General features: G+C 59.5%; 24 protein-coding genes. 7 read left to right on the top strand and 17 right to left on the bottom strand.

The window, feature by feature from the left end; translation table 11 throughout:
- The first annotated feature begins 20 nt into the window (after positions 1–20).
- Both gcvT and gcvH read left to right on the top strand, forming a co-directional pair.
- Complete coding sequence (gene gcvT, locus BLW11_RS03210; RefSeq protein ID WP_048360555.1) at positions 21–1,103, top strand: glycine cleavage system aminomethyltransferase GcvT; 1,083 nt, start codon at positions 21–23, stop codon at positions 1,101–1,103.
- Between the two features lie 62 nt (positions 1,104–1,165).
- Entirely contained in the window at positions 1,166–1,549 is a 384-nt protein-coding gene (gene gcvH, locus BLW11_RS03205; RefSeq protein WP_019824507.1) for a glycine cleavage system protein GcvH, read from the top strand.
- Between the two features lie 81 nt (positions 1,550–1,630).
- Here gcvH and BLW11_RS03200 read toward each other — a convergent pair whose 3' ends face one another.
- From BLW11_RS03200 to BLW11_RS03175, 6 genes are all read right to left on the bottom strand, one after another.
- A complete protein-coding gene (locus tag BLW11_RS03200; protein ID WP_048360554.1) occupies positions 1,631–2,773 on the bottom strand; it encodes a DegT/DnrJ/EryC1/StrS family aminotransferase in 1,143 nt (380 codons plus the stop codon).
- A gap of 178 nt (positions 2,774–2,951) precedes the next feature.
- The gene (locus tag BLW11_RS03195; protein ID WP_048360649.1) at positions 2,952–3,266 is read right to left on the bottom strand and encodes a DUF2388 domain-containing protein; all 315 of its coding nucleotides are present in this window, start codon (positions 3,264–3,266) and stop codon (positions 2,952–2,954) included.
- Between the two features lie 66 nt (positions 3,267–3,332).
- On the bottom strand, positions 3,333–3,782 hold the full coding sequence (locus BLW11_RS03190) for an NfeD family protein (RefSeq protein ID WP_048360553.1): 450 nt from the start codon (positions 3,780–3,782) through the stop codon (positions 3,333–3,335).
- 3 nt (positions 3,783–3,785) lie between these two features.
- A complete protein-coding gene (locus BLW11_RS03185) occupies positions 3,786–4,706 on the bottom strand; it encodes an SPFH domain-containing protein (protein ID WP_048360552.1) in 921 nt (306 codons plus the stop codon).
- A 99-nt stretch (positions 4,707–4,805) separates the two neighbouring features.
- A complete protein-coding gene (gene tfpB, locus BLW11_RS03180) occupies positions 4,806–6,572 on the bottom strand; it encodes a type IV pilus assembly ATPase TfpB (protein WP_048360551.1) in 1,767 nt (588 codons plus the stop codon).
- Between the two features lie 104 nt (positions 6,573–6,676).
- Entirely contained in the window at positions 6,677–7,012 is a 336-nt protein-coding gene (locus tag BLW11_RS03175; protein WP_048360550.1) for a hypothetical protein, read from the bottom strand.
- 127 nt (positions 7,013–7,139) lie between these two features.
- Here BLW11_RS03175 and BLW11_RS03170 point away from each other — a divergent pair, with 127 nt between their 5' ends.
- On the top strand, positions 7,140–7,604 hold the full coding sequence (locus BLW11_RS03170; protein ID WP_048360549.1) for an Lrp/AsnC family transcriptional regulator: 465 nt from the start codon (positions 7,140–7,142) through the stop codon (positions 7,602–7,604).
- Between the two features lie 46 nt (positions 7,605–7,650).
- On the opposite strand, the gene BLW11_RS03165 is transcribed toward BLW11_RS03170, so the two are convergent.
- From BLW11_RS03165 to BLW11_RS03150, 4 genes are all read right to left on the bottom strand, one after another.
- The gene (locus BLW11_RS03165) at positions 7,651–8,127 is read right to left on the bottom strand and encodes a glycine zipper domain-containing protein (protein WP_048360548.1); all 477 of its coding nucleotides are present in this window, start codon (positions 8,125–8,127) and stop codon (positions 7,651–7,653) included.
- A gap of 219 nt (positions 8,128–8,346) precedes the next feature.
- A complete protein-coding gene (locus tag BLW11_RS03160; RefSeq protein WP_048360547.1) occupies positions 8,347–10,695 on the bottom strand; it encodes an FdhF/YdeP family oxidoreductase in 2,349 nt (782 codons plus the stop codon).
- Entirely contained in the window at positions 10,692–11,531 is an 840-nt protein-coding gene (gene fdhD / locus BLW11_RS03155; protein WP_048360546.1) for a formate dehydrogenase accessory sulfurtransferase FdhD, read from the bottom strand. The genes BLW11_RS03160 and fdhD overlap by 4 nt, the downstream gene beginning before the upstream one ends.
- Before the next feature lie 94 nt (positions 11,532–11,625).
- Positions 11,626–12,513 (bottom strand): LysR family transcriptional regulator, encoded by an 888-nt coding sequence (locus BLW11_RS03150; RefSeq protein WP_048360545.1) that lies wholly within the window; start codon positions 12,511–12,513, stop codon positions 11,626–11,628.
- Between the two features lie 104 nt (positions 12,514–12,617).
- On the opposite strand from BLW11_RS03150, the gene lysM reads away from it, so the two are divergent.
- Positions 12,618–13,058, top strand: a complete 441-nt coding sequence (gene lysM / locus BLW11_RS03145; RefSeq protein ID WP_048360544.1) for a peptidoglycan-binding protein LysM — start codon at positions 12,618–12,620, stop codon at positions 13,056–13,058.
- 77 nt (positions 13,059–13,135) lie between these two features.
- Here the strand turns inward: lysM and yrfG are convergent, their stop codons facing one another.
- Positions 13,136–13,798, bottom strand: coding sequence for a GMP/IMP nucleotidase (gene yrfG / locus BLW11_RS03140; RefSeq protein WP_048360543.1), 663 nt, complete (start codon positions 13,796–13,798; stop codon positions 13,136–13,138).
- 88 nt (positions 13,799–13,886) lie between these two features.
- Between yrfG and nudE the strand changes: the two genes are divergently transcribed.
- Together nudE and cysQ are read left to right on the top strand one after the other, a co-directional pair.
- On the top strand, positions 13,887–14,453 hold the full coding sequence (nudE, locus tag BLW11_RS03135; RefSeq protein ID WP_048360542.1) for an ADP compounds hydrolase NudE: 567 nt from the start codon (positions 13,887–13,889) through the stop codon (positions 14,451–14,453).
- Positions 14,450–15,277, top strand: coding sequence for a 3'(2'),5'-bisphosphate nucleotidase CysQ (gene cysQ / locus BLW11_RS03130; RefSeq protein ID WP_048360541.1), 828 nt, complete (start codon positions 14,450–14,452; stop codon positions 15,275–15,277). Before nudE ends, cysQ begins: the two co-directional genes overlap by 4 nt.
- 116 nt (positions 15,278–15,393) lie before the next feature.
- Here the strand turns inward: cysQ and BLW11_RS03125 are convergent, their stop codons facing one another.
- From BLW11_RS03125 to rfbB, 5 genes are all read right to left on the bottom strand, one after another.
- Positions 15,394–15,849: a thioesterase domain-containing protein gene (locus tag BLW11_RS03125; RefSeq protein WP_048360540.1), complete on the bottom strand. Its 456-nt coding sequence runs from the start codon at positions 15,847–15,849 to the stop codon at positions 15,394–15,396.
- Positions 15,850–15,861: 12 nt separating this feature from the next.
- Positions 15,862–17,256, bottom strand: coding sequence for a sigma-54-dependent transcriptional regulator (locus BLW11_RS03120; protein WP_048360539.1), 1,395 nt, complete (start codon positions 17,254–17,256; stop codon positions 15,862–15,864).
- Positions 17,253–19,067, bottom strand: a complete 1,815-nt coding sequence (locus BLW11_RS03115) for a sensor histidine kinase (RefSeq protein ID WP_048360538.1) — start codon at positions 19,065–19,067, stop codon at positions 17,253–17,255. Before BLW11_RS03115 ends, BLW11_RS03120 begins: the two co-directional genes overlap by 4 nt.
- 177 nt (positions 19,068–19,244) lie before the next feature.
- Positions 19,245–20,108, bottom strand: a complete 864-nt coding sequence (gene rfbD, locus BLW11_RS03110; RefSeq protein WP_048360648.1) for a dTDP-4-dehydrorhamnose reductase — start codon at positions 20,106–20,108, stop codon at positions 19,245–19,247.
- Positions 20,109–20,125: 17 nt separating this feature from the next.
- On the bottom strand, positions 20,126–21,208 hold the full coding sequence (rfbB, locus tag BLW11_RS03105) for a dTDP-glucose 4,6-dehydratase (protein ID WP_048360537.1): 1,083 nt from the start codon (positions 21,206–21,208) through the stop codon (positions 20,126–20,128).
- Between the two features lie 282 nt (positions 21,209–21,490).
- Here rfbB and aguA point away from each other — a divergent pair, with 282 nt between their 5' ends.
- Complete coding sequence (gene aguA / locus BLW11_RS03100) at positions 21,491–22,597, top strand: agmatine deiminase (RefSeq protein ID WP_048360536.1); 1,107 nt, start codon at positions 21,491–21,493, stop codon at positions 22,595–22,597.
- Between the two features lie 170 nt (positions 22,598–22,767).
- On the opposite strand, the gene BLW11_RS03095 is transcribed toward aguA, so the two are convergent.
- Positions 22,768–24,846 (bottom strand): TonB-dependent receptor, encoded by a 2,079-nt coding sequence (locus tag BLW11_RS03095; RefSeq protein WP_048360535.1) that lies wholly within the window; start codon positions 24,844–24,846, stop codon positions 22,768–22,770.
- Between the last annotated feature and the right edge of the window lie 116 nt (positions 24,847–24,962).

Genomic DNA, 24,962 nt, shown 5'->3' with positions numbered 1-24,962 from the left:
AAGCCCGGAAGGAGAAACCCATGGGACAGCGTACGCCTCTGTATGACCTGCATCTCGCTCTTGGCGCGAAGATGGTCGATTTTGGCGGTTGGGATATGCCTTTGCATTACGGCTCACAAGTCGAGGAGCACCACGAGGTGCGTCGCGACTGTGGGGTTTTTGATGTTTCGCATATGACCGTGATCGACATCTCCGGGGTTCAGGCCAAGGAATGGCTCCAGTATTTACTCGCCAACGATGTCGAGCGCCTTAACAGCCCCGGCCGCGCCTTGTACAGCGCCATGCTCAATGAGCAGGGCGGTGTGGTCGACGACATGATCGTCTACCTGATGCCTACGGGTTATCGGCTTATCGTTAACGCCGCCACCCGTGATCAGGACCTGGCCTGGATGGCCGTTCAGCGCCAGGGCTATGACGTGCAGCTGCAGGAGCGCCCGGAGCTGGCCTTGCTGGCCATTCAGGGGCCACAGGCGCGGCATAAGGTGGCTGAGCTGGTGAGTCAGGCGCGTGGCCAGTTGATCCAGCAGCTCAAGCCTTTTGAAGGGCAGAGCAATGGCGACTGGTTTATCGCCCGCACCGGCTATACCGGTGAAGATGGCCTGGAAATTCTGCTCCCGGCCGATCAGGCACCGGCTTTTTTCAACGACCTGGTGGGTGCCGGTATTTCACCGATTGGTTTGGGCGCTCGCGACACCTTGCGTCTTGAAGCCGGCATGAACCTTTACGGCCAGGATATCCACCTGTCTGTGTCACCTCTTTGCGCCAATATGGCCTGGACCATCGCCTGGGAGCCTGCTTCTCGCAAGTTCGTGGGCCGCGAAGCGCTGGAGGCTGAAAAGGCTGGCGGCGTGCAGCTCAAACTGGTGGGTTTGGTGCTTGAGGAGCGAGGCGTTTTGCGCGCTCACCAAGTGGTTCGCATCGCCAATGTTGGCGAAGGGGAGATCACCAGTGGTAGCTTCTCTCCTACGCTAAGCAAATCGATCGCCTTGGCGCGAGTTCCGATGGCAACGGCCGACCGTGCCGAGGTCGAAATTCGTGGCAAGTGGTACCCGGTTCGCGTAGTCAAACCGACTTTTGTTCGTCTTGGCAAAGCCTTGATCTAACGTTTACTGGCGGGCTTGCTCCCTTTGCGAGCCGCTGACATTTCTTCTTGAGGACACTGAATATGAGCCTGATCCCTGCTGAGTTGCGCTTTGCTGAAAGTCACGAGTGGGCCCGCCTGGAAGCGGATGGCACGGTTACCGTAGGCATCAGCGACCACGCTCAGGAAGCCTTGGGGGATGTGGTGTTTGTTGAGCTGGCCGAAGTCGGCAAAGTGTTCGCCGCAGGCGATACCGCGGGCGTTGTGGAGTCGGTAAAAGCGGCTTCTGACATCTACTCACCGGTGTCGGGTGAAGTGATTGCCGTCAACGAAGCACTGGCTGATAGTCCTGAGTCGCTGAACAGCGATCCGTACACCAGCTGGATTTTCAAGCTCAAGCCAAGCAACACCGCCGAGCTGGAAAAACTGCTGGACGCTGCCGGTTATAAGGCTGCGATCGGCGAGTAACCTGGCTACAAAGAATCTCAACTGTGGGAGCGAGCCTGCTCGCGAACAAGCTTCGCGAGCAGGCTCACTCCCACAGGGAGGTTAGGCGTTTCGCAGAACTGCTTTCACCGCGGCAACCGAACGCTCCACATCCGCCTTGGTCATTGCTGTAAACATCGGCAACGACACAATCAGACGCCCGACACGCTCGGCAACCGGGAACATCCCTTCTTTAAAGCCCAGTGCACGATACAAGCTCAGCAAGTGAATCGGCGGGTAGTGGTAACCCACGCCGACGCCCAGCGCCTGCATCTCTTTCATAAAGGTCGCACGTGCAGGCTGGCCGTCCTTGCGTTCAGGCAGCACAAGCTGGAACAAGTGCCAGTTGGTGTTGTTGAAGTCTGCCACCGGCAGTTGTGCACCGTACTCGGCTTCAAACTCAGGCCCGAAGCATTCGAAATAATGTTTGGCCAATTCCCGGCGATGCGCGGTGATGGTTTCGATATGGGCAAACTGGCCCAGACCAATCGCAGCCGCGATGTCGGTCATATTGAACTTGCCGCCCAGCACGTCGACATCCAGCCCGTCAAAACCGGTGCGGGTCACGCCCTGCAGGCGATATTTTTCGGCCAGTCGCGCTTCGTCTTCATTGTTCAGTACCAGGCAACCGCCCTCGGATGAGGTGATGTTTTTGTTGGCCTGAAAACTGAACGAGACAAAATCACCGCGTGCGCCGATGCGCTCACCTTGCCAGCTGGAACCCAGTGCCTGAGCGGCGTCTTCAACCACGCGCAGATTATGTTTTTTGGCCAGCGCGTAGAGCGCGTCCATGTCCACCGGCAAGCCCGACAGGTACACCGGAATGATTGCCTTGGTGCGCGCAGTGATGGCGGCTTCGAGCTTGGCCAGGTCGATGTTGCGTGTGACGGGGTCGATATCGGCAAAGACCGGCGTAGCGCCGACCTCGATAATCACGTTGGCGGTGGCCACCCACGAAATAGGCGTGGTGATGACTTCATCGCCTGCACCGATACCGGCGATGCGCAGAGCGATTTCCATGGTGCAGGTGCCGGAGTTGAAGGTACGCACCGGGCGCCCGCCAAAGTACTCGGACAATTGTGCTTCGAAAGCCTGAACCTTTGGCCCACTGGTAATCCAGCCCGAGCGCAATACGTCGCCCACGGCAGCAATGGTGGCTTCATCAATGGTGGGTTTGGAAAACGGCAGGAAAGGCAGCGAGCTCATAGAGGCGTGACGTCCGATGTGAATGAGTTTGGGTGACTAAAGAGCAATAGCATAGTGCTCAAGATCATACCCGGAGGATCGCTCACATCTGGTGAAAATTCTGTATGGCGGCTGAATCAAACAAGGACGCACGCCCCTGTAGCCGCTACCGAAAGCTGCGGCTACAGGGGCGTGGCTATTACTCGGCAGTGGCGTTTTTAACCAGAATCGCGTTGGCCAGATCCATGTCGCTGACCTTCAGACCCGGGTTATCAGCGCGCACTTGCTGCATGGCCGATTCGAGGTACGGGCCACGGATCGAACCATTGCTGGCCACAAAGCTGCCCGCGTCATCTTGAGCGGCGATGACTTTGCGGTCTTTTTTGAACGTCAGGTAGGTGGAGCCGGTTGTCGCACCGGAGGACAGCACATTTCTCCAGAAGCTGTCGGCCATTGCAGAGCCAACAGGAAGGGACAGCAATGCAATAGCGGCTACAGCATATTTGAGACGCATGACGGTGACTCCGAATAAGTTTTCTACCAGTTTGGATTGCAAATGACGCTCCGGAGTTCCGTAACGTTACGGCACAATTTCTACGCTCAGCACCGCTCCGTTTTGCGCTGTAACGCGGACGGGGGTTCCTACGGGGGCGTCAGGGCCAACCGCCATCCATACGCTGTCGCCTACCTTGATTTTGCCGCGTCCCTCCACGATTGCCTGTTGAACGACAAACGTACGGCCGATCAGCTCATGGCCGCGACGATTCAGGTTGGGTTGGTCGCCACTGTCGACAGTACCGCGCTGGCGCCGCCACCAGTACACCGCCGTTAGAATCGCCAGTACGCCGAACAGCGGAAGTTGCAGTGTCCAGGACAGGCCGGGGATCAGGAAGGTCAACACCCCGACGATGATGCCGGCAATACCTGCCCACAGCAGATAACCACCGGCGCCGAATACTTCCAGAATCAACAGCACCGTGCCCAGTGCCAGCCAGTCCCAGTAGTTCAGATGTTGCATGAACTCCCACATGCCTCAGACCTTTTTGGAATCAAAGGTGGCTTTGACGATTTCGCCGATGCCGCCCACAGCGCCGATAACCTGACTGGCTTCCAGCGGCATGAGGATGACTTTGCTGTTGTTGGCAGACGCCAGCTTGCCCAGTGCATCGATATATTTTTGCGCGACAAAGTAATTGATTGCCTGCACGTTGCCTGAGGCAATGGCTTCGGACACCACTTGCGTTGCTCGCGCTTCGGCTTCGGCCTGGCGCTCGCGGGCTTCGGATTCCAGGAACGCGGCCTGGCGACCACCTTCGGCCTCGAGGATCTGTGCCTGCTTTTTACCTTCGGCGGTCAAGATCGCCGCAGCTCGCAGGCCTTCGGCTTCAAGAATCTGCGCGCGCTTGATACGTTCGGCTTTCATCTGCCCGGACATGGCGGCCATCAGGTCGGCCGGCGGGCTGATGTCCTTGATCTCGATACGGGTGATCTTGATGCCCCAGGGAGCCGTCGCTTCATCTACTGTGCGCAGCAGTTTTTCATTGATCCCGTCACGCTGGCTGAGCATGGCATCCAGCTCCATCGAACCCAGCACGGTACGGATGTTGGTTTGCAGCAGGTTGCGAATGGCGTGCTCGAGGTTGTTGACCTCATACGCAGCCTGAGCCGTGTTGACCACCTGGAAGAAACACACAGCATCGATTTGAACGGTGGCGTTGTCGGCGGTGATGACTTCTTGCGGCGGGATATCCAGCACGCTTTCCATCACGTTGATTTTGCGCCCGATGCGGTCCATCACTGGAATGATGATGTTCAGGCCCGGTTTAAGGGTGTTGGTGTAACGCCCAAAGCGCTCCACCGTCCATTGGTATCCTTGCGGGACCACCTTGAAGCCCATAAAGAGCACGGCGATAGCCAAGGCGACAAATAACAGGACCACAGTACCCACTTGCATGACCATTCCTTGTTTTTGAGGTTTAAGAGCTAAACGAACACGGCGTGTAGCGATCAAGAAAATTGCTCAACTGTTTAGATTTTAGTCAAAACAATTCAACTACGCGGGGGTAACTCGCATTGCTTCCTCTAATGATGTCACCCCGATGGCGACTTTACGGGCGGCGGCCAGCCTCAGGCTGAGCATTCCTTGTGCACACGCCTGGTGACGAATGGCGTTCAAGTCCGTATCAGGGCCAATCAGTGCCTTGAGTTCCTCACTCATCGACATGATTTCGTAGATGCCTACCCGACCGCTGTAGCCGGTTCCGCGACAGTGTTCACACCCCGTGGCCCGCCAGGTACATACGGGCAGCGGGCCGGGCCAGGTGGGGGCGAAACCCGGCCAGTCGCGCTGGTCCAGTGGCTGCTCGGCCCTGCAGTCAGTGCACAGGGTTCTGACCAGTCGTTGGGCCATCACGCCCAGCAATGTGGCTTTTATCAAGTAGGGGGCAACCCCGAGTTCTTGCAGGCGGCTGATGGCGCTGGGTGCGTCATTGGTGTGGAGGGTCGAGAGCACCAGATGCCCGGTCAGCGCCGCTTGAATCGCCACTTCGGCCGTTTCCAGGTCACGTATTTCACCGAGCATGATGATGTCCGGGTCCTGGCGCATCAGGGCCCGCACGCCGTTGGCGAAGGTCAGGTCGATGTTGGGTTGAACCTGCATTTGATTGAAGGCCGGCTCAATCATTTCGATGGGGTCTTCAAGGGTGCATAGATTGATTTGGGGGGTGGCCAGTTGCTTGAGCGTTGCGTACAGGGTGCTGGTCTTGCCCGAGCCGGTAGGGCCGGTGAGCAAAATAATGCCGTTGGGCCGAGTGGTCATTTGTTGCCAGTGCTGCAGGTCTTCGGGGGTGAAACCCAACTGGTCGAAATTTTTCAGCAGTACCTGCGGGTCGAAAATACGCATGACCATTTTTTCGCCAAAGGCGGTGGGCAAGGTGGCGAGCCTCAGTTCCACTTCGGCTCCGCCCGGGGTTCGGGTTTTTATCCGGCCGTCCTGAGGTTTGCGTTTTTCAGCGACATTCATCCGGCCCAGGCTTTTGAGGCGGCTGACAACGCCCATCGTGACCTGCGCCGGGAACTGGTAAACATCGTGCAACACCCCGTCGATACGAAAGCGCATGGCGCCTTGCTCGCGCCGGGGCTCTATGTGGATATCGCTGGCCCGTTGCTCAAAGGCGCACTGAAACAGCCAGTCGACAATATTCACAATGTGCGCGTCGTTGGCGTCCGGCTCGCGGGCGCCTGTGCCCAGGGTAAGCAGTTGTTCGAGGTTGGCCTGGGGGCTGCTTTTTTGGTCGTTCAGCACGGCCCCGGTGACCGATCTGGCCAGCTGGAAGAACTCTGCGCTCAAGCGCTGGATTTCCAGGGGGTTGGCAATCACCCGCAGTATGGGTCGTTTGAGTACCTGACGCAGATCGGCTTCCCAACTGCTCACCCAGGGCTGGGTGCTGGCGATGGTGATAGCCGTGTCATTGGCGGCTACCGCGAGGATTCCATGGCGCTGGGCAAAGGCAAATGACATCAGCCCTGTAGCCGTAACGGCGTCTATCTTGAGCGGGTCCAGGCGCAGATATGGTTGCCCGCAGTGGCTGGCGAGCCAGGCGGTGAGCGTCTCGATATCGAGCGTTCTGCCGGCCCGGCTGGGGTCTTCGAGGTGCTGGCGTGCCAAAAACACCAGTGGGTGCACGGTGGCGTTGGCGGCTGTGCGGCCGGCGATCAATGCCTGTTCGGCGCAACTTTGGCGGATCCGGTTTTGAGCAAGCAGGGCGGGTAACAGCTGTTCGAGATCCAGCCACTGGTCATGGGGCGAGGTGATGCGCATAAAAGCTCCTTTCAGCATCGGGCCAGACAGGTCCTTGTCTGGCCGTGAACATCAAAGCCTAGCCGCGCTATTTTCGCTTCTGTGCGCCCAATGGTTGCGAACTATTACCCCGAGATGTGCAAAGCCGGGTGCCTGGCAGCTTGCACCGGATGCAGTTCCATCTCGAAGACGCTGATCAGGTTGCGCAATTTTTCACCGATGATCCGGGCTCGATGCCAGCTCTGCTCATGGCTGCGGATTTCAATGTTCAATGTGTCCTGATCGCGCACCACGTCCACCTGTTGCGGGATCAGTTGCTGCAAGGCAAACAGGTTGAGCACCCGGCACAGCACATCGGCATCGGCGTCCGCCTGGATACGGTAGATCACCGGGCAGGGGGCTGCATTGCTGGCCCAAACGTCGGGGCGCGGTGAGTGATTGACGACTTCCAGATGCGGCATGCAATAGCTCCTGTTTAGGCTGGAGAAATATTTACACGCCGCTGGAGAAATTTTTTATCTAAGATGTTTTGAATTAGCGATAAATAGACTTGTTCGAGTCGCGAATAATCAATTTATAGGTGTTTTTATGCATGGTGAACTGGACGCTTACGACCGACGCATTTTGGCGCTGCTGCAACAGGACGCTTCGCTGTCCAGTGCACAGATCGCTGAAAAGGTGGGGTTGTCGCAATCACCCTGCTGGCGACGTATCCAGCGGATGAAGGATGAGGGGATCATCCGCGGGCAGGTGACCTTGCTGGATCGCAAGAAAATCGGGCTCAACACGCAAATTTTTGCCGAGATCAAACTCAATGCCCACGGGCGCTCCAACTTCACCGAATTCACCGACGCGATTCGCGGTTTCCCGGAGGTGCTGGAGTGTTATGTGCTGATGGGGTCGGTGGACTTTTTGCTGCGTATCGTGACGGCCGATATCGAAGCCTATGAGCGTTTTTTCTTCGAAAAACTGTCCATGGTGCCGGGCATTCAGGAAGTGAATTCCATTGTGGCGTTGTCAGAGATCAAATCCACCACGTGCTTGCCGGTCTGACGCGGACAATAAAAAACGGCCTTCGCAAGGAAGGCCGTTTTGTGTATCAGTCGTCGTGGCGATGCTTGTTCTTGCGATGGCCGTAAGCGTGACCACGGCCACGGTGGTCGTCGCGGTAGTAACGACGGTTATCGCGATCACGATAACGGCGATCGTCGCTGTCGCTTTTATTGCCCATGTAGTTACCCAGCGCGCCACCAGCACCACCGCCGGCTGCTGAGCCGACCAGAGCGCCAGTGCTGCCGCCGACACTGCGGCCCAGCACGTTGCCGCCTGCAGCACCCAGTGCGCCGCCAATGGCCGCTTCGCCACGGCTGCGTTTGTCGGCACCCACGGCACTGCCTGCCGCGCCACCCACACCTGCGCCAATTGCAGAACCGGTCGAGCCGCCGAGTTGTTGGCCAACAACGGCGCCAAGAACCCCACCTAATGCGCCGCCTACACCGGCTTCGGTGGTGCCACCGGCCGAGGCAACGCCACTGACCAGGCCAAGGGACAACAAGAGAATCGAGGTGAGCTTCATAGATGAGCCTCAAGGAGATGACGGCGCGATCCTGAGGCTGAAGGAGGGTGGTGACAATCGAAATCCGACGAGTAACACGAGTTGTAGACAATTCTATAAGTTGTTGTTTTTACTATGGAACTTATTGGATTTTCGACGGTCTGTTAACTAGTTCGATGAGGCCGTTTCCGTAGGGAAACGGCCTTTTTTGTGCCTGGAATTTGAGAGGGCGCTGTTGGCTTAACCGGCCTTCGCCATGATCAGCTTCGACGGGCTGGCGGCTTCCAGGCAAATGGCGACGAACTTTGAGGTAGGTGTGTGGCTGCCATCGCCGGTGCTTTCCAGCGGCACGAGCGGGTTGACCTCCGGGTAGTAAGCCGCCGCTTGCCCTGCCGGTATATCGAATGCCAGCAGGGTGAAGTTTTTGACCCGGCGTTCATGGCTGTCATCCCAGATCGAAACGATGTCGACTTTCTGTCCCGGCTTGAAGCCCAGGCGGATGATGTCGGCTTCGTTGACGAACAGCACGTCACGCTGGCCCTTGACCCCGCGGTAGCGGTCATCAAGGCCATAAATAGTGGTGTTGTACTGATCGTGTGAGCGCATCGACTGCATGATCAGGTCGGGCAGCTGGCCGGTGGCGCGGGTGCGGGCATCGACCAGGTCTTGTGGCAGCACGTTGGGACGGAAGTTGGCGCGCTGGGATGGCGTGTTCCACTGTCGCGCACCGGCCGAGTTGCCAAGGTAAAAACCGCCCGGATGCTGGAGCCGGGTGTTGAAGTCCTTGAAGCCGGGAATGGTGTCGGCGATCAGTTCGCGAATGCGCCGGTAGTCGGCCACGGCCCAGCTCCAGTCAATCGGATGCGTGCCCAGTGTGGCGGCGGCGATACCGGCAATGATCGAGGGTTCGGAGCGCATCTGGTTCGACAGCGGCTGCAATTGGCCATTGGAGTCGTGGACCATGCTGAACGAGTCTTCCACCGTGACCGCTTGCGGGCCTTCGGCCTGGATGTCGATGTCGGTACGGCCCAGGCACGGCAAAATCAGGGCTTCCTTGCCGTGCATCAGGTGGCTGCGGTTGAGCTTGGTGCTGATCTGTACGGTCAGGTCGCAATTGCGCAGCGCTTGTGCGGTGCGGGGGCTGTCCGGGGTGGCCTGGGCGAAGTTGCCGCCCAGCCCGATAAACACCTTGGCGCGGCCATCAAGCATGGCGTGGATGGCTTCAACCACGTTGTGCCCGTTGTCACGCGGCACCTTGAACTGGAAGCGGCGCTCCAGGGCGTCAAGGAAGGCCACTGGCGGGCGCTCGTTGATACCCATCGTGCGGTCGCCCTGCACGTTGCTGTGGCCGCGCACCGGGCACAGGCCGGCGCCGGGGCGGCCGATGTTGCCGCGCAGCAGCATCAGGTTGGCGATTTCCTGAATGGTCTGTACCGAGTGCCGGTGCTGGGTGATGCCCATCGCCCAGCACATGATGACGTTCTTGCCTTTGAGGTACATGCGGGCGGCGCGCTCGATATCCACCAGGGTCAGGCCCGATTGCTCCACGAGGTGATCCCACGAGGTGTCATCGAGGCTGGAGATGTAATCGAGGATGCCTGCGGTGTGCTCATTCAAAAAAGCGTGATCGAAGACTGCCGGTTCGCCTGCGGCCTGGGCATCGCGCTCCCACTGCAACAGAAACTTGGCCATGCCGCGCAACAGCGCCATGTCGCCGCCCAGCGCGGGGCGCAAGTAGGCCGTGTTGGTCGGGCGGTCGCCGTTGGTGAGCATTTCCAGTGGATGTTGCGGGTTCTGGAAGCGTTCGAGCCCGCGTTCTTTGAGCGGGTTGACGCACACCACCTGGGCGCCGCGCTTTACCGCTTCGCGCAGGGGTTCAAGCATGCGCGGGTGGTTGGTGCCGGGGTTTTGCCCCAGTACGAAAATCGCATCAGCGTGTTCGAAGTCATCGAATGTCACCGTGCCTTTACCGATCCCGATGCTTTGCGCCAGCGCCACGCCGCTGGCCTCATGGCACATGTTCGAGCAGTCCGGGAAGTTGTTGGTGCCAAACGAGCGCACAAACAGTTGATACAAATACGCCGCCTCGTTGCTGGCACGGCCCGAGGTGTAGAACTCGGCTTCGTTGGGGCTGGACAGGTTGAGCAAGTGCCTGGCGATCAAGGTGAACGCCGCATCCCAGCTGATGGGTGTATAGCGGTCGGTTTCAGGGTCGTAGCTCATCGGCTCGGTCAGGCGGCCCTGATATTCGAGCCAGTAATCGCTTTGCTCCAGCAGCGCGGTGACGCTGTGTTTGGCGAAAAACGCGGCATCTACCCGACGCTTGGTCGCTTCCCAGTTCACCGCCTTGGCGCCGTTTTCGCAGAACTTGACCAGGCCGCTTTCCGGCGAGTCGCCCCATGCGCAACCCGGGCAGTCGAAGCCGCCGTGCTGGTTGGTCTTGAGCATCATGCGCAGGTTTTTCAGCGCGTTGTCGCTGGTCAACCAGGCCTGAGCCACACTGATCAGCGCGCCCCAGCCACCGGCCGGGCCCTTGTAGGGCTTATAGCGGGGAGTCGGGGTTTTGTCGGCTTGATGATGTGTGCTCACGGTTGGTTCTCCTGCGCGGGGCTGTACACCCGTGGCGCGCTTTTTTGTGGCAGATGAATAAGGTTGAGGTTGTGGCGGCGGGCCCATTGCAGCGCCAGGCCCGTGGGCGAGGACAGGCTGATCAGGGTCTGGATGCCGGCGCGCAACACTTTTTGAATCAGTTCAAGGCTGCATCGGCTGGTGACAATCGCCGCGCCACCGGTCAGATCGATGTTTTGGCGTACCAGCGCACCGATCAATTTATCGAGGGCGTTATGGCGGCCAATGTCTTCACGGCCCATCAGCAACTGGCCCTGGCCGTCCATGTAAACAGCTGCGTGGACTGCGCCGCAGTGCTGGCCCAGCGGTTGAAAGTCACTGATGCGCTGGCGCAAGCCGTCCAGCCACTGTGCGGGGGGCAACGGTGCGCCTGACAGCACTTTGAGGTCAGGCAGGGCTTGTTCGACCGCTTCTACGCCGCACAAACCGCAGCCGCTGGTGCCAGCCAGCTGGCGGCGTTGCTGTTTGAGGTTCCAGAACGCCCGGCTGGCGATTTCGACCTGTGCGTAGTGGGCCGAACCTGCGCCCGTGAGCTTGAGGTCGTAGATTTCACTGGCGTCCTGGATGATGCCGCTGCCCAGGCTGAAGCCGACGATGAAATCTTCAAGATCTGTGGGCGTGACCAGCATTACGGCCTGGCTGATGCCGTTGTAGGCAATCGCCAGTGCGACTTCTTCGGCCAAGGCCGTTTGCGCCCCGGCGCTGTGGTCCAGGGTGACGTAGTCGTAATTCTGGCTGGCAGCAGGCGCAGGCGTAACAGAGGCGGGCGCCGCGCACAGGGGGCGCTTGGCGTTCATAAGGCAGTACCGGCAATCAATCCAGCACTAAGCCTAGGCGCGACACAGTGTCGCGTCTAATCGCTAGTGCTGATGTATTGATAGATGGCGTCGATCAAGAAGGGTCTGGTGATTTCTGATAGAGCGCAAAGCAGGCTTCGGCCAGGGCGGAACGCGGGGCTTCACGACGCATGATCAAACCCAGTCTGGCCAAGGTGCGGGCGTCTTCTATGGGGTGCAGGCGCAGGTGATCGGTCAGTGCTTCCAGTCCGCCTTCAAGGGGCATCACCGCGCAGCACAGCCCGCCATGGACAGCTTGTAACAGTTGATGAACGGCATCGGTTTGCAGCAGCGGTTGCGGGGTGAGGCCGCGACTGTGGAAGTTATGGTCGATGGACTGGCGAAAGTGCATGCCACTGCTGAGCAGGCCCAACGGCAACTCAATCAGCGCTTCCCAGCTCAACGGCTGATCGCCAAAGCTGAAATACCGCTGGTCGTACAGCAGGCCCATACGGGTTTCGCCGAGGGCGAGTGAATCAAAGCGTTCCTGATCGAGGCGCTCAAGGTAGGACACGCCCACGTCCAGCCGATTACTGGCCAGCTGTTCAAGGATTTGCTCGGAACTGAGCGCCGATAACTCGAAACGCAACTCGGGATGTGCCTGGTGCAAACGCTGCAATAAAGGCAGCGGATCAAAACTCGACAGTGGCACGACCCCCAGGCGCAAGGTGCCGATGAGGTTTCCGCGGCAGGCGGCCGCTTCGGCTTGCAAGCCATCGTAGGCGGCCAGCACGGTGCGGGCCCAGGCCAGTACGCGTTCGCCGGGGGCGGTGAAGCTTTCAAAACGCTGACCGCGGTTGACCAGTTGCAGGTCGAGCTCTTGCTCGAGGCTGCGCAAGCGCATGGACAAAGTGGGCTGGGTGATATGGCAGCGGGCGGCAGCCTGGCCGAAATGCCGGGTTTCATCGAGGGCAATGAGGAATTTCAGCTGTTTGATGTCCATCGTCGCTCCAGGCGAAATTCAGTGGGCGATTCTAGCGCGCTTGCTCGCGTCAATGATGGTCTACGCTCATGGGTCTGGATCTTCCAACCCTAGGAGCGTGATTTATGAGCATTTTCAGTTTTGTGAAAGAAGCTGGTGAAAAACTGATCAATCTGCTGACACCCGGCAACGCCAATGCCGGTGAGGAACTCAAAAAGCACGTGCAGGAAGTGGGCTTGGGCAATCCAAATATCACGGCCACCGTTGACGGTGACAAAGTGACGGTCAGTGGCGAAGTGGCCACGCAGGAAGAGAAAGAAAAAATCATCCTGGCAGCGGGCAATATCGCAGGCGTGGCCAGTGTTGAAGACCAGATTACCGTCACCGGCCCGACCGTGGTGGCTTCGCGCTTCGTGGTGGTGAAAAAAGGCGACACCCTGAGCGCGATTTCGCTGCAGGTGTACGGCAACGCCAACCAGTACAACAAAATTTTCGAAGCCAACAAACCGATGCTCAAGGACCCGAACAAAATCTACCCGGGCCAGACGCTGCGTATTCCTGAGTAAGCCGATTTTACCCTGTGGGAGCGAGCCTGCTCGCGAACGCCCTTCGCGAGCAGGCTCGCTCCCACAGGTTCAGAGATTCACAACCCTTCCAGCAACTCGCGATAATCCCCCAGCGCGGTGAATTCCTCGGTGTCTTTCGGGCCTTTTTTGCTGTCGGGCTGTTTGACCGCCAACAAGTGGGCTACGCCAAAATCCCGGGCACTGCGCAGGATCGGCAAAGTGTCGTCGATAAACAGGCTGCGGCTCGGGTCAAAGTCGATATCGGCTTGCAGGGCATCCCAAAAGGCAGGGCTTTCCTTGGGGAAGCCGTAGTCGTGGGAGCTGATCAGGCGCTCGAAATAAGGCGCCAGTTCGATGCGTTCCAGTTTCAGCGACAAGGAATCACGGTGTGCGTTGGTGATCATGATCACCCGCTTGCCCGCCTGTTTGATCGCGGCCAGGAAAGTATCGGCGTCGGAGCGCAAGGCAATCAGATGAGCGGTTTCGAGCTTGAGCTCGCGCACCGGGATCTTCAGTTCGCGGCTCCAGAAATCCAGGCAATACCATTTGAGCTGGCCGGCATTGCGCTCGAACAGCGGCGTCAGTTCCAGATCGGCCATTGCCCGGCTGATGTCATGCAGCTCGGCATAGCGCTGGGGCAGGTGTTCCATCCAGAAGTGATTGTCGTAGTGCAGGTCGAGCAGCGTGCCGTCCATGTCGAGCAGCACGGTATCGATGTCGCGCCAAGGTAAAACGGTCATGCAAAACTTCTCCTACAGGTGAAAAATTTCCGACACAGACAATCGGAAAAGCCGGGGTATAGTACCCCGTTCATATTGAGGAGCCGCTATGCGCCAAAAACCCACCGTACTTGCCCGTGAAATTGTTGCCAGTAGCCGATTGTTTCGGGTCGAAGAAGTGCAGCTGCGCTTTTCCAATGGCGTTGAGCGTACTTACGAACGGTTGGTGGGGCGCGGTAATGGCTATGGCGCGGTCATGATTGTGGCCATGATCGATGCCGAGCACGCGATTCTGGTTGAAGAGTATTGCGGTGGTACCGATGAATATGAAGTGTCGTTGCCCAAAGGCCTGATCGAGCCGGGTGAGGATGTACTGGCGGCCGCTGAGCGGGAGTTGAAGGAAGAGGCCGGCTACGGCGCCCGTCAGCTGGAGCATTTGACCGAGCTGTCACTGTCCCCGGGTTATATGAGCCAAAAAATCCAGGTGGTACTGGCTACCGATCTGTATGAAGAGCGTCTGGAAGGCGACGAGCCCGAGCCGATGCGCGTTGAACGCGTCAATCTGCGTGAATTGTCGAGCCTGGTGCTCAACCCGCAATTCAGCGAAGGCCGTGCTTTGGCTGCGCTGTACCTGGCCCGCGACCTGTTGACCCAGCGCGGAGTGTTCCAGCCGTGAGTGGTTTGCCGCATCCGTTGCTTGAGGGCGTCATCACCCTGGCCCATGCCGCTGGCGCCGCCATTTTGCCGTTCTGGCGTGCGGATACTGAAGTTATCACCAAGGCTGATGACTCGCCGGTAACGGCCGCTGATCTGGCGGCGCACCACGTGCTGCTGGAGGGTCTGACGGCGCTGGACCCGAGCATCCCGGTGCTGTCGGAAGAAGACGCCAACATCCCCCAAGGCGTACGTGCCGGGTGGACGCGCTGGTGGCTGGTCGACCCGCTGGATGGCACCAAGGAATTTATCTCGGGCAGTGAAGAGTTCACCGTCAACATTGCGCTGATCGAGCAAGGCCGCGTGGTGTTTGGTGTGGTTTCCATGCCCACCAGCGGTCGTTGCTACTACGGTGGCGCGGGCCTGGGTGCATGGCGGGCGGATGCCGGTGACGTTGTGCCCATCAGCGTGCGCAACACACCGCCTGAAGGTGAAGCGTTGACCGTGGTCGCCAGCCGTCGCCATTCCAGCCCCGAGCAAGAGCGTTTGCTGGCCGGGCTGAGTGAGCATCTGGGGGAGTTGCAACTGACCAGCGTGGGCAGCTCGTTGAAATTCTGTCTGCTGGCTGAGGGCGCTGCCGACTGTTACCCGCGGCTGGCGCCGACTTCGCAGTGGGACACGGCAGCGGCTCAAGGCGTGCTGGAAGGCGCAGGGGGTGTGGTGCTGCAACTGGATGGCGAGCCGTTCAGTTACCCGGCCCGTGAGTCGTTGCTCAATGACTCGTTTTTGGCGTTGCCTGCCAAGGCACCGTGGCGTGAAAAATTGCTGAATTTGGCAAAAGCCTGAGCGCCCCGCAAAACCTGTAGCCGCTGACGAGGCTGCGATGGGCTGCGTAGCAGTCCTGAAGGCCCTTCGGACCTTATCGCAGCCTTCGGCAGCGGCTACAGGTGGTTTTCCTTGGCCTAGCGATGCAACACGTACTGCCCGCTAAACCGCACCGCATCATCTGCGCCGTCAACATTGATCACCCGTGTGTCGAGGGTTATCCGTGCGCGGCCGTGGCGTTTGTACATAGCCAAAAACTTGTTCCAGGCCACATCATCAGGCGCATCGCACAGCACGATGGCGTCCTGGGTCACGGGCAGCGGGTAGCTGATGTGGCCTTCCTGAATCACGATATGCCCGTCATCAATCCCCGCTTCGCGCAGGCTCAAGTGCAGCCAGCCCCAACCCGCCAGCACCGCGCCGCAGTACAGGCTGCCGCCAAACATGGTGCTCTTGTGGTTGATATTGGCCTCAAGCGGCAGCTGCAGGCGCAATTGCCGGCCTTGCCAGCTCAGCACCTTGAGGCCCATTTCACGGGTGAGCGGAATGTCGTGATGCAGGACGGATTCCAGATGACGACTGTCGCGGTTCATGTAATCGCCTTTTCAATCAAGTTCGTCAGTATGAGGGTGACTGCCACTTTCGAAGTTCAGCCCGTACTTGCGCAGTTTGTCGTGCAAGGTTTTACGCGGTACGCCCAGCGCTTCGGCCAGGCTGCGCATCGAACTGTGGGAGCGTTCAAGCTCGGCGGCAATCAGGCTTTTTTCGAAGTGTTCGACCTGCTCGCTCAAGCCCCCGGACGACTCGATGCCAGAGGCGTGCGCGGTGTTGGTGGCGTTATCGTCCAGGGCCAGTTCCAGGCCAAGGGCGAACCGCTCGGCGACGTTTTGCAGTTCGCGCACGTTACCCGGCCAGCCGTGACGCAGTAACAATGTCCGTTGCGCCGGTTGCAGCACGTTGGGCGTCAGGTCGTGGCGTACGCTGGCTTCACCGGCAAAATAGTCAAACAGCATCAGGACGTCTTCGCCCCGTTCGCGCAAAGGGGCGATGCGCAGCGGCGCTACGTTCAGACGGTAATACAAGTCGGCGCGGAAGCGGCCCTGATCGGCCGCCTGGCGCAGGTCTTCCTTGGTGGCGGCGATTACCCGGATATCCAGCGGGATCAGTTGATTGCCGCCCAGCCGCTCGACCACACGTTCTTGCAGCAAACGCAGCAACTTGACCTGTACATCCAGGCTCATGCTTTCGATTTCATCGAGGAACAAAGTGCCGCCATTGGCAAATTCAAACTTGCCGATGCGGCGCTTTTGCGCGCCGGTAAACGCCCCCGGCTCATGGCCGAACAGCTCGCTTTCCACGACCGACTCCGCCAGGGCACCGGCGTTGATGGCCACAAACGGGCCATTACGTCGGGACGACAGGTCGTGCAACGCCCGTGCGACCACTTCTTTGCCTGAGCCCGTCTCGCCAAGAATCAGTACATCGGCCTTGGTTGCTGCCAACGCGCCGATTTGTTCGCGCAGCCGCAGCATGGCTGGCGATACGCCCACCAACCGCGTGCTCAACAGCTGGCGATCGCTCAGGGCCATGCGCAGGCTACGGTTATCCAGCACCAGAGCGCGCAGGGCCAGGGCTCGGCGTACGCTATCGAGCAGCGCGTCACTGGCAAAGGGTTTTTCGAGGAAATCATAGGCACCTGCGCGCATGGCTTGCACCGCCAGTGGTACATCGCCGTGGCCGGTGATCAGCAGCACCGGCAGCTCCGCGTCCTGGCCATGGAGTTGGGCCAGCAGCTCAAGACCGTCCATGCCGGGCATGCGAATGTCACTGACTACCACGCCCGGCCAGTCACGCCCGATGCGCCCGGCAAGACCGTTGGCCTCGGCCAGCGGCAATACGTTGAGACCCGCCAGATCCAGTGTTTGGTACAGGGCCTGGCGCAGGTGCGGGTCATCATCGATCAGGATGACCTGTACGCGCGAATCGACGGGTTGGCTCATGACCTTGAGTCCTCACTGGCTTGCAAACTGACACCTGGCGCGCCGGCGCGCAGGCGTAAGGTAATTAAGGCACCGCCTTCCTTGTGGTTGGCGAACAACAATTCGCCGCCAAACGCACGGATCAGCGTGTCGCAAATGGCCAGCCCCAACCCCAAACCCTGGGTGCGGGTTTTGGTGGTGTAGAACGGCTCTCCGGCACGGCCCAATGCTTCCATGCAAAAGCCCGGGCCGTTGTCGCGAATGTAAACAGTGACGCCTTCTGCCGTGGATTGGGCACTTAGCCACAAGCGTCTGGGCGGGCCTTTTTCCGTCAGGGCATCGAGGGCGTTGGCCAGCAGGTTGCCCAGCACCTGACGCAAGCGGGTTTCACCGGCTTCAACCCACAGCGTGGCGGCGGGCAAATCGCGGATCAGTTCGACTTCCATGCTGCGTCGACGCTTGGCCAGCAATGCCAGCGCATCATCCAGCGCCGGTTGCAGGGCAACGCTTTCCGGTGCATGGCGATCACGCCGGGCGAATGCGCGCAGGTGGGCGATGATCGAGGACATTCGCCCGGTCAGTTCGTTGATCAGCTTGAGATTGCCGCGAGCGTCTTCGATGCGCTGATGATCGAGCAACACTTCAGCGTTTTCGGCGTAAGTGCGGATGGCCGCCAGCGGCTGGTTGAGTTCGTGGCTGATGCTGGCCGACATGGTGCCCAGCGCTGACAGTTTGCCGGCTTGCACCAGATCGTCCTGGGCGCGTACGAGTTCCTGTTGCGCATGTTCGCGCTCCAGCACCTCTTCACGCAGAAGCCGGTTGAGCCCCTCCAGGTCGCTGGTGCGTTCCGCCACACGCATTTCCAGTTCATGGCGGGTCTTGGCCTCAAACGCAATCCGGTCCAGGTAGTGGCGCCGGCGCTGCATCATCAAGCCGATCAACAGCATGACCACCAGCAAGGTAGCGCCACCGATGGCGAGCACCGTACGCACCGAACGGTCGATCAGCGTGCGCGGAGCAAGGATATTGACGCTCCAGCCGGTCTCGTCGATTTTTTGGGTTTGCACCAGCCAGGCATTCAGGTCGAGGTCCAGCGGCTTCGGGTCGCGGGTCGGGTAGGGCAGGATGGCGAAAATGGCCTGGCGCTCTTCCTCCGAAAGCTCGCGGGTGGCTCTGAAGCGCCACTCCGGGCGTGATGTGAGGATGACCACGCCGTTGTTGTCAGTCGCCAGCAGTTGCTCGGGTGTGTTGCCCCACAACTGCTCGGTGTGGTCCAGATCGACCTTGACCACCAGTACGCCGAGTTTTTTATCGCCCTCGAGTATCGGTGCCGCGAAGTAATAGCCGCGCTTGCCGGAGGTGGTACCCAGCCCGAAAAAGCGCCCCAGTTTGCCGGCCATTGCCTCGCTGAAATACGGGCGAAAGGCGAAGTTGCGCCCGATAAAGCTGTCGCTTTTATCCCAGTTAGACGTGGCCAGGGTATTGCCATTGGTATCGAGCAGGTACATGACCACCGCGCCGGTCTGGGAGCTGATGCTATCCAGCAACTGGTTGGCCTTGGCCTGAGCCCGGGCATCTTCGGGGTTGGCCAGCACGTCGCGCAGGTCTGGCAGCTCGCCAAGAATCTGCGGTAATATTTCATAACGATGCAGCGTACCCAGCAGGTTGGCGACGTACAGGTCGAGGGTCTGGCGATTTTGCCCGGCCAGTTCGCTGCGGTAATAGCGCTCGGCCAGGTGCTGAAGCGGCCACAACAAAGGGGCGAGGCACAATGCCAATAAGGCCAGGCTGCGCCAGCGGGGTCTGCGAGGAACTGAGGAGGTGGTGATCATCGGGAGGCCGCGCCGCAAGAGTACGGCGCAGTATACCTGTGCAGAGCCCCTGTAGCCGCTGCGGCAGCGGCTACAGAAATGCTTCAACCGTGGGAGCGAGCCTGCTCGCGAAGATCATTCGCGAGCAGGCTCGCTCCCACGGCGGGCTTTAACCGGTAATAAAGTATTTACAGAGAGTTAGCGGGCTAGGCACTCACGCAATGCGGTTTGCCAGTCGGGCTGGGTGACGTTCCATTCGCGGGCAAGACGGCTGCAATCAAGGCGCGAGTTCTGTGGTCGTGCTGCGGGCGTCGGGTAGGCGCTGGCAGGGATGGGTTCGAGCGTTGCGCACGGCTTGCCTTGCGCACTCAGGTGCTCGGCAATGGCCTGGGTGAAGCCAAACCATGAGGTTTCGCCTTGGGCGGTCAGGTGGTACGTGCCCCAGGCCCCGGCTTCGCCGGCCTGCCAGCGCTCGATCAAGGCGCGGGTGCTGCGGGCAATGGTGCCGGCCCAGGTCGGCGCACCGATTTGGTCCGCCACTACGCGCAGTTCCGGCCGCTCTTGCAGCAGGCGCTGCATGGTCAGCAGGAAGTTCTTGCCGTGGGTCGAGTACACCCAGCTGGTGCGCAGGATCAAATGCTGAGCACCGCTCGCCGCGATGGCCAGTTCACCCGCCAGCTTGCTCTTGCCGTAGACGCCCAGCGGGTTGGGGACATCGTCTTCGGTGTAGGGCGCCGACTTGCTGCCATCGAATACGTAGTCGGTGGAGTAGTGGATCAGTGGAATGCCCAGGGCTGCGGCTTCTTCAGCCAGCACGCCTGGTGAGGTGCCATTGATCGCGAATGCCAGCTCAGGTTCGTTTTCAGCCTGATCCACAGCGGTATGGGCTGCGGCATTGATGATCAGGTCGGGCTTGTGTGCCCGCACCCGGGCCCGGATTTTCTCGGGCTGGCTCAGGTCCAGCTGGTCACGTCCCAGCACTATCAGCTCGCCCAGACCGGCAAGGTGCTTTTGCAGCTCAACCGCAACCTGGCCGGTTTTGCCGCTGATCAGGATTTTCAAAGGGGCTTTAAGGTCATTCACGCGATCAAGTCCTTGGGTTCGGTGGAGCCCAGTCGTTCGCCTTGATAGCTGCCGTCTTGAACCCGGCGACACCACTCCAGGTTGTCCAGGTACCACTGCACGGTTTTGCGCAGGCCTGTTTCGAATGTTTCTTCGGGTACCCAGCCCAGCTCGCGCTCGATTTTGCTGGCGTCGATGGCGTAGCGCTGGTCGTGCCCCGGGCGGTCCTTGACGAAGGTAATCAGGTCGGCAAATTGGTCGACGCCGGCCGGGTGTGCGGGTGCAAGTTCTTCAAGCAGTGTGCAGATGCTGCGCACCACATCGATGTTGGTTTGTTCGTTGTGCCCGCCGATGTTGTAAGTCTCGCCCACCGTGCCTTCGGTCACGACTTTAAGCAGGGCACGGGCGTGATCTTCGACGAACAGCCAGTCACGCACTTGCAGGCCATTGCCATACACCGGCAGCGGCTTACCGGCCAGGGCGTTGAGAATTACCAGCGGAATCAGTTTTTCCGGGAAGTGGAACGGCCCGTAGTTGTTCGAGCAGTTGGTCAGCAACACCGGCAAACCGTAAGTGCGGTTCCAGGCGCGTACCAGGTGGTCGGACGCCGCCTTGCTGGCCGAGTACGGCGAGCTTGGTGCGTAAGGCGTGGTTTCGGTGAACAGGTCGTCGACGCCGTGCAGGTCGCCATACACTTCATCGGTCGAAATATGGTGGAAGCGGAACGCGCTTTTTTCCGGCTCAGGCAGGGTCAGCCAGTAAGCGCGGGTGGCTTCGAGCAGGCTGTAGGTGCCCACGATGTTGGTCTGGATAAAATCCGACGGGCCGTCGATGGAGCGGTCTACGTGGGACTCGGCTGCCAGGTGCATGATGGCCTGGGGCTGGAAGCGCGCAATAACGGCGCTGACGGCGGCCTGGTCGACGATATCGGCCTGGACGAACTCGTAACGGGTATCGGTGGCGATGCTTTGCAGCGACTCCAGGTTACCGGCGTAGGTCAACTTGTCGAGGTTGAGGACTTCATGCCCGGTATTTTTGATCAGGTGACGGATCAACGCTGAACCAATAAAACCGGCGCCGCCGGTGACTAAAATGCGCATGGAGATTTTCCTTGTTCCCTGGAGGGCTTTAATCGACTGGCGCATAGCTTGTGGGGATGTACGGGAGGGTGCAAGTGTGGGAGGTCAGGAAAATACGGAGACAGGTGTAAAGACGGATTTATATCCGTGTTTTGTGGTTTATATCAGCATGACATTCGAAAATTTAATTTAATTGCAGATATATATCGGCTATAAAGACGCTCGTTGTTGACGTGATACAGGCCAGCGTTCACTGTCTTCTTACTATACGAATCCAAATCCCGATGCTTTCCAGGAGTCCAGATGACCACTTTGCACAGTTCGCCACGCGCTGACGGCTTTTACATGCCGGCTGAATGGGCTCCGCAGACCCAGACCTGGATGATCTGGCCAGAGCGTCCGGACAACTGGCGTCTGGGCGGCAAGCCTGCCCAGGCGGCGCACGCCGCGGTGGCCAAGGCCATTGCACGCTTTGAGCCGGTGACGGTCGGTGTGTCGGCTGCTCAATACGAAAATGCCCGGGCGCAACTGGATGTGCCGAATATCCGTGTGGTCGAGATGTCTAGCGACGACGCCTGGGTTCGTGACAGCGGGCCGACCTTTGTCATCAATGACAGCGGTGAAGTGCGCGGCGTGAACTGGGATTTCAATGCATGGGGCGGTTTTGACGGCGGTTTGTACTTCCCATGGAACCGCGATCAGCAAGTCGCCAGCAAGGTGCTGGAAATCGAACGTAGCCCGCGTTACTACACCGAAGGTTTTGTGCTTGAGGGCGGCTCGATCCACGTCGACGGCGAAGGCACGCTGATCACCACGGCCGAGTGCCTGATGAACCGCAACCGTAACCCGCACCTGTCCCGCGAAGAGATCGAGGGCGTGCTGCGTGCGCAACTGGCTGTGGACAAGATCATCTGGCTGCCCGATGGCCTGTTCAACGATGAAACCGACGGTCATGTGGATAACTTCTGCTGCTACGTGCGCCCGGGTGAAGTGCTGTTGGCCTGGACTGACGACGAACGCGACCCGAACTATGCCCGTTGCCATGCGGCGATGAACGTATTGGCGACCAGTACTGACGCCAAAGGCCGACCGTTTGTCGTACACAAAATGCCGATCCCGGGGCCGATGTACGCCACCCAGGAGGAATGCGACGGCGTCGACAAAGTCGCGGGTAGCCAGGACCGCAACCCGTCGGAGCGTTTGGCCGGTTCTTACGTCAACTTCCTGATCGTCAACGGCGGCATCATTGCGCCGAGCTTTGACGACCCGATGGATGCGCAAGCCAAAGGCATCCTGCAAAACCTTTTCCCGCAACACGAAGTGGTGATGGTGCCGGGCCGCGAATTGCTGCTGGGTGGTGGCAACATTCATTGCCTGACCCAGCAACAGCCAGCGCCGCATAAGGCATAACCCCGCTAGATGCGGCGTGGCTCCTGTAGCCGCTGAGGAGCGCAGCGAGGCTGCGTTCGACTGCAAGGCAGTCGTGAAACCATGCGTCTCGGTTTGTGAGATGCATTTTCACGATCGCTTCGCGACCGGACGCAGCCTTCGTTCCTCGTCAGCGGCTACAGATATGTGGTTTAAAACTTGTACGTCCCCGTCATCACCAGGCTGCGCGGCTCGCCCGGCATGATCTGCGCCGCACTGGTCGCCGAGGCGTAGTAATAACGGTCGGTCAGGTTGGTCAGCGCACCGCTGACATCCCAGTCTTTTTCACGGTACCCCGCCAGCGCATCCCAACGCCCGTAACCCGCCAATGTCACGGTGTTCTGGTTGTCGGCATAACGCTGCCCCACCAGGGTCAGGCCCGTTTCGGCGTACCAGCCCATTTCCGGTTTCCAGGTCACGTACAGGCTGCCATTGTGCTTGGCTACGCCATTGATGCGTTTACCTTCGAGGCCGTTGTTGTCCTTGACCACCGTTGCGTCCTGCAGGCCAATGCCACCGCGCATGTACCAGTTGCCGCCGAGCTTGCCGCTGGCCGTCAGCTCAATACCGCGTGAGCGTTGCAGGCCGGAAAGCAGGGTGATCGTCGGGTCATCGGGGTCTTTGGTGCGACGGTTATAAAGTTCGAGCTCGTACACCGCCAGCGTGGTGCTCAGGCGGTCATCCATCCAGTCGCTTTTCACGCCGATTTCTTTCTGCTTGGTCAGCTCCGGGCTCAGGTCATTGGTATTTCCGGCCGCCCCCGGGGTGATGCCGATCAGGCCGCCGCCCACCGGGGAGAACGTTTTGGTCCAGGATGCGTAAAACGAGTGGTTCTCCAGCGGGGTCCAGACCACGCCCAGGCGCGGGCTGGTGCTGTGGCTTTGGCGGTCTTCAGTACGGTCGGTTTTTTTCAGGTAGTTGGTGGATTCGATATCAAAGCGGTCATAACGCAAACCGGCCAGTACCTGCCATTGATCGTTGAGGCGAATCTGGTCCTGAACATACAGGCCCTGGCTTTCGACTTCGGTATGGCTGTCGCTGAAGATCGGCATCGCTCCGGCCGGGTGCAGGGTGCGGTCCGGGTTGTACAGATCAACTGCGGGTACGCTCGCGGCTTTGTAGAGCTTCGGGTCGCGACGCTGACTGCCGATTTCCAGACCGGTCAGCAGGCGGTGCTCAAGGCCAAAGGTGTCAAAGCCGCCTTCGATCTCGACGTTGTTGAAAATGTTGCGGGTGCTCATGTCCTGCTGCCAGCTCTGGCGGTTGACCTTGTTGATTTTTGGGTCGTAGCCGGTCAGGTAGGTGTTTTCGAACTCACTGTCGAGTTTGAACACGCCGAGGGTATGACGCAGTTGCCAGTTTTCGCTCAACTCATAACTCAGGCGTGAGCGCAGGTTCTGGGTTTTGTCATCGATGTAATCGTTTTTCCCGCCGTACGACGTGCCGCGGCTGACGTCGGCAGGGCGCCCGTTGATGCTCGGGATACCGCGATCCGGGGTGCGGTTGTAGCGGCTGTATTCGTACTGCACCAGCCAGTTCAGATCCGGGGTGATTTGCCAGCTCATCGACGGCGCGAACAGTTGGCGGTTACCGCTGACGTTATCTCGAAAGCTGTTTTTGTCCTCATTGCCCATGTTCAGGCGCAGGCTGATGGTGTCGCTCGGGTCGGTGCTGAGGTCAGCGTACAGGCTGCGCAAATCCTCACTGCCCCCCTGGGCCTGAATGCTCGACTGGCGGCCGAACTGCGGCATCTTGCTGACGCGGTTGATGATCCCGCCCTGGCTGCCCCGGCCATACAGTACGGCTGCCGGACCTTTGAGCACTTCAATGCGTTCGATGTTGTGCAGGTCGCGCACGTATTGGCTGTCGTCGCGAATACCGTCCAGATAAAAGTCGTTGCTGGCGTCAAAACCGCGGATGCGCAGGCTGTCGAAGCGGGTATCGGCTGTGCTGCTGACGTTGGGGATGCCGCTTAAGGCTTCGCCAATGCTGTTGATCCCGTAATCCAGCAGGTTGGCGGTCTTCACCGAGTCGATGGCTTGGGGTACATAACGCGCAGGCGTCGAAGTGCGAGTGGCGGTGGTTACATCTTTGACACGCGGGTCATCGGCCTCGGCCTCGCTGGCGCTGATCGACAGCTCGGGGAGTAGGGTGGCAGCGTTGCCAAATCCGGCGTACAGCAAGGCACAAAACCCCAGATTCAGGGGTGTTAAACGGCGGGGGGAAAGCATGGTTGAGGAGTGTCCGGGCGGTGGGGAGGAGTTATATTTTTTAGGGCGCGAATAGTAATGGTTGTCGTTACCAAATGTTAACTATTGCCATTCATGACGACTGCAAATATGTATCT

The organism is Pseudomonas deceptionensis (assembly GCF_900106095.1).
GTDB lineage: Bacteria > Pseudomonadota > Gammaproteobacteria > Pseudomonadales > Pseudomonadaceae > Aquipseudomonas > Aquipseudomonas deceptionensis.
Note: the sequence above shows the minus strand (reverse complement) of the source record. Positions and strands in the feature narration are given on the sequence as shown.